Source organism: Corallincola platygyrae (assembly GCF_039544265.1).
Taxonomy (GTDB): Bacteria; Pseudomonadota; Gammaproteobacteria; order Enterobacterales; family Neiellaceae; genus Corallincola; species Corallincola platygyrae.
Window position 1 is genome coordinate 1 of record NZ_BAABLI010000024.1, and the last position, 4,783, is coordinate 4,783.

Here is a 4,783-nt window from a genome sequence, read left to right on the forward strand (position 1 = left end):
CCAGGACAGTCAACGTGCGCGTAGTGGCGAGTTGGCGTGTCATATTCAACGTGAGAAGTTGCGATGGTGATACCACGCTCACGCTCTTCTGGGGCGTTATCGATCTGATCGAAAGCTTGCGCTGTACCACCGTATACTTTAGCCAGTACGTTGGTGATGGCTGCTGTCAGAGTCGTTTTACCGTGGTCAACGTGACCGATTGTGCCTACGTTAACGTGCGGTTTCGTACGTTCAAACTTTTCTTTTGCCATGGTCTTTCCTCTATCATCAGGCAGTCGGGCGGCAGACACCACCAAAACCCCTCCGCATTAGTGGCGGAAGAGTATAAACGATTTTGAGGGTTCTGGAAGCACAAAATAGGAGTGGTGCTGATAGGCAGATTTGAACTGCCGACCTCACCCTTACCAAGGGTGCGCTCTACCGACTGAGCTATATCAGCACAACATGCTACTGGAGCGGGCAGCGGGAATCGAACCCGCATCATCAGCTTGGAAGGCTGAGGTAATAGCCATTATACGATGCCCGCGGTGTCTTCAGCCGACCTCAAAAGCATCAAAAAATATGGTGGAGGGGGAAGGATTTGAACCTTCGAAGGCTGAGCCGGCAGATTTACAGTCTGCTCCCTTTGACCACTCGGGAACCCCTCCTGATTTCCTGTCGAGTTGAGAACACTCTCAGAGCCCGCTTTATTTGGACTCCCCCGTTCAGGTGGAGCGCATTCTAAAGAAAGGATTTTGGCGGTGCAACCGTTTATTTGAAAAAATATGCGAAAAAGTTTCATCTGCACATTTTTCATCCGAAACGGGCCAAATTTCGCTGTTTTTTTATTCCGAGCGATAACTATTCAGGCCCTGCAACACCAAATCGGGGCGATATTCGCTCTCACTTAATAAACAATCGGGTAACTTTGTCGCATCGCCACCAGTAACAAATAGCTTTGGGGCGGTATTTGTTTTCAAAGTTCGACGCGCGGTATCTTTTGCCTGCTGAAACACGCCAATCAACACAGCTTGCAGCCCACCAGAAACACAATCCGCGGTTGTTATTCCAAATCGCGCCGAAAGATCATCGCTACCAGGTGTATTGGATTGACCGGGACCGGCTACCTTTTGCGTATTACCAAAAAGCGCCTCCCGCATGGTTTTCAGACCAGGCGTTATCCAGCCACCTTTATGCTGGCCAAATTCATCAACAAGATCGACAGTGATAGCTGTTCCCACATCGATAACTATCAGGGGTGCGCGACACTCGACTCTAGCACCCAACATAGCCAGCCAGCGGTCAACACCCAGGTTGCCATATTGGCGATAGGCATTTATCAATCCAAATGCATGTGGCGGCGTCTTCACTTCCTGGTATTTAATGCCTTTGGATTCAGAAAAGCTTAACAATTCATCAGATAATGGCGCAGCCGCAACAGATGCCATCAATAATTCTGTTTCGTTGTGGTGGCTAACAAGATCATTTACCGTATCAATAAGATCCTTGTGGCACACAGCCTTATGCGCAAACAGTTCGCGACCGACACTGACACAAACTTTGGCGCGAGTATTACCCACATCAATAAGTATGCTCATGTCCGCCCTCTCACCGAGATCTCTCCCCCCATGTAGGGTGTTATCCTGCCGTTTTGCTCCACCAAGAGTGCACCGACACTGTCTACTCCCCGACAGATACCCGTGATCCGCTTATCGCCCATCGCAAGTGTGACCGGTTTATCCATATAAAGATCGAAGTCCTGCCATCGCCTATGAAACTGACCAAAGCCCCTGCCATCAAATTCAACCAGCGCCTGCTCCAGTGCAACAAGGAGATCTGCAGCCAGAACATTGCGGTCGACAGGTTTACTAATGACCGTTGATAGGTCGGTCCATGGCTGATCAATTTGTTTTGCCGCATCTTCCGGCATGGATACGTTCAAACCTACACCAACAACCAAGTCGCAGGCATCACCTACCTGCCCCACCAACTCAACCAGGATCCCACCAAGCTTTTTGCCAGCAACATAAATATCATTGGGCCATTTTAGTTGAACATCACCCACGCCAAGATTTGATAGCGTTTCAGCTACGACTACGCCAACCACTAACGAAAGGCCCATCGCGCCTTGAAGACCAGATTGCAGCTGCCAGTAAAGGGAAAAGTAGAGGTTGGCGGCAAATGGCGACGCCCATTGACGGCCTCGCCGACCGCGGCCAGATGTCTGCATTTCTGCTAAACATGCCTGCCCCGGTTCAAGCGATGCTTGTTCGGTATGAGAGTTTAAATTCAGCCTTTCAAGCAGATACTGGTTGGTCGAATCAATGGTGTCAAACACTAAGGGCACGGGCAGGTTTGTCGAAAACTGGCGCATCCTGGCGGCGATATCACCATCGCATAACAGCTTGATTGGCTTTGCCAGCGTATAGCCTCTTCCCGGCACTGAATAGATATCAATACCTAACTCGCGCAACGCTTTGACATGCTTGCCCACGGCAGCACGGCTGATACTCAGTTGCTCGCCTAACGCTTCTCCACTGCAGAATCCGCCTTTACTTAAGCGTTTTAGGATGAAGATCTGCTTATCATGCATTTAAACTATCCAACGCAGTATCTAAATCTGTCCGACCGTCGCGACCGATTAATTGCACTTCAGGCTCCAGAAGAATACTGAAGTTTTCATTCACTTTGGCCCTGACTTCCCCTGCTAACCGGATCACGTCGGCAGCGTTTGCTGTGCCAAGGTTGACCAGTACCAAGGCTTGTTGCTGGTGCACTGACGCATCGCCAACGGTATATCCCTTCAAGCCTAATTTGTCGATAAGCCATCCAGCAGCCAATTTAGAGTAGCCTTCGCCATCTTCAAACCAGACGAGATCTGGATATGCATCGACTAAAGTGGCCCTATGTTCATTGGTCACCCTGGGATTCTTGAAAAAACTACCTGCATTGCCCAGTTGTTTGGGATCAGGCAGTTTAGACTGACGAGTTTCAATAACACGGTTAGCTATTGCCATTGCAGATAGTGGCTGTTGCTGTTCCAAGGACCTTAATGGTGCGTAACCAATATGCGGCTCCCAGCTTTTAGGGAGTTTATAGGTTACCGCTGTAATGACACCAAGCTCAGGGTTGCGCTTAAAGGTTGAATCTCGGTAACCAAATTTACAGCTCCTATGGTCAAGCGTCTCAACCTGTTTAGTATTCCAATTAAACAGCTCAACGCTTTCACAGAAACTTCCTTGCTCGACCCCATAAGCCCCTATGTTTTGGATCGGCGCTGCCCCTACAGTCCCAGGTATCAGTGCCAGGTTTTCCAAGCCTGGCATCCCTCTGGCTATGCAGTACATCACCAGGTCATGCCAGTTTTCTCCTGCTGCTGCCCGCACCAGAAAACAGCCCTCCAGCTCTTTTATCGTTATCCCTTTCAATTGGTTGATAACGATTGGCTTCGTGATCGTTTGGTATGGGAGTATGTTGCTACCACTACCCAGGATGAGTGGTAACGGCCCATCAGCTAATCCAACTAATGTATCGATATCTGATAAAAAAGTGATTTCTCGACACTCAGCACTAATACCAAAGGTATGAAAAGGCTTAAGATTCAAAACAGGTATTCCGAAAAATTGATTGCAAATAGCTTAACCGAATTAGCGCTACTAAGTCGGCATTAAAGACAAAGCTTTTCAAGTTTGACAACAAAATGCATCAATAACCGATAGGAGAACAACGTGGCAAAAGTAAGCTTTATTGGGCTTGGAGTAATGGGCTTTCCAATGGCTGGCCACCTCGCAACGTCAGGGCATGATGTCACCGTCTACAACCGCACCAAAATTAAAGCGGAAAGCTGGGCAACCAAGTATAAGGGAAAGGTAGCAGATACACCGTGTGATGCGGCCAAAGACGCCGAATTCATCATGATATGCGTTGGTAATGACAACGACCTACGCAGCATTATGAATGGTCCCGATGGTGTCTTAAGCAGTGCGACGCCCGGCGCAGTTATCGTCGACCACACAACAACCTCGGCCATTGTGGCCAGAGAGATGGATGATGCTTGTCGTGTACAAGGTCTCGCGTTCCTGGATGCTCCGGTATCAGGAGGGCAAGCGGGCGCGGATAATGGTGTACTGACCATTATGGTGGGTGGTGAAGAAACCACTTACACGAATGCGGCACCGATACTAGAAAGTTACGCTAAAAGCCAAAAGCTAATGGGACCTGTAGGTTCCGGCCAGCTAACCAAAATGGTCAATCAGATCTGTATTGCAGGGGTGGTACAAGGTCTGGCAGAGGGCGTACATTTTGCGCAGCAAGCCGGATTGGATGTTCAATCTGTATTTGACGTTATAAGTCACGGCGCCGCTCAGTCCTGGCAAATGGAAAACCGCGTAGCGACCATGAACAACGACGAGTACAACCATGGTTTTGCGGTTGAATGGATGCGAAAAGATCTGGGCTTTGCACTAGAGGAAGCAAAACGTGGAGGTGTTTCGCTTCCTATAACCGCTTTGGTGGATCAATTTTATGCTGATGTTGAAAATCTTGGCGGTAAACGCTGGGATACGTCCAGCCTATTAACTCGCTTGCAGGCACTTTCGCCCAAAAAGTAATTGCTGACAGATTGATAGTACAAGCCCACTTTCTGGTGTGCTTTTTATTTGCTTTTAGCTAGGGTCTTTCTCTATGTTGGTTTGCAGAGAGTCGAAAACCAAAGACCCCTCATGTACAAACCGGCAGGATAGGTAACAAAACAAACCGGGAACATAGGTTACACATAAGCTGCATGGGTAAGGAGGACTTGCCC

The 4,783-nt window shown here is 48.8% G+C and carries 5 protein-coding genes and 3 tRNA genes; 1 reads left to right on the forward strand and 7 read right to left on the reverse strand.

The features are described 5' to 3' along the window. The 7 genes from ABEA14_RS16110 to murB all read right to left on the reverse strand — a co-directional run. The coding region (locus tag ABEA14_RS16110) for a GTP-binding protein (protein ID WP_345341360.1) at positions 1 to 251 on the reverse strand (251 nt) is incomplete at its 3' end. Positions 252 to 363: 112 nt separating this feature from the next. Continuing rightward, positions 364 to 439 (reverse strand) — tRNA-Thr (locus tag ABEA14_RS16115). A gap of 12 nt (positions 440 to 451) precedes the next feature. Beyond that, positions 452 to 526 (reverse strand) — tRNA-Gly (locus tag ABEA14_RS16120). 36 nt (positions 527 to 562) lie between these two features. Further along, a tRNA-Tyr gene (locus ABEA14_RS16125) sits at positions 563 to 647 on the reverse strand. Positions 648 to 824: 177 nt separating this feature from the next. Next, entirely contained in the window at positions 825 to 1,577 is a 753-nt protein-coding gene (locus ABEA14_RS16130) for a type III pantothenate kinase (protein ID WP_345341362.1), read from the reverse strand. Beyond that, complete coding sequence (gene birA, locus ABEA14_RS16135; RefSeq protein WP_345341364.1) at positions 1,574 to 2,572, reverse strand: bifunctional biotin--[acetyl-CoA-carboxylase] ligase/biotin operon repressor BirA; 999 nt, start codon at positions 2,570 to 2,572, stop codon at positions 1,574 to 1,576. The genes ABEA14_RS16130 and birA overlap by 4 nt, the downstream gene beginning before the upstream one ends. Next, positions 2,565 to 3,584 (reverse strand): UDP-N-acetylmuramate dehydrogenase, encoded by a 1,020-nt coding sequence (murB, locus tag ABEA14_RS16140; RefSeq protein ID WP_345341367.1) that lies wholly within the window; start codon positions 3,582 to 3,584, stop codon positions 2,565 to 2,567. Before murB ends, birA begins: the two co-directional genes overlap by 8 nt. Before the next feature lie 123 nt (positions 3,585 to 3,707). Here murB and ABEA14_RS16145 point away from each other — a divergent pair, with 123 nt between their 5' ends. Continuing rightward, a complete protein-coding gene (locus ABEA14_RS16145) occupies positions 3,708 to 4,589 on the forward strand; it encodes an NAD(P)-dependent oxidoreductase (RefSeq protein WP_345341368.1) in 882 nt (293 codons plus the stop codon). Positions 4,590 to 4,783: the final 194 nt, after the last annotated feature.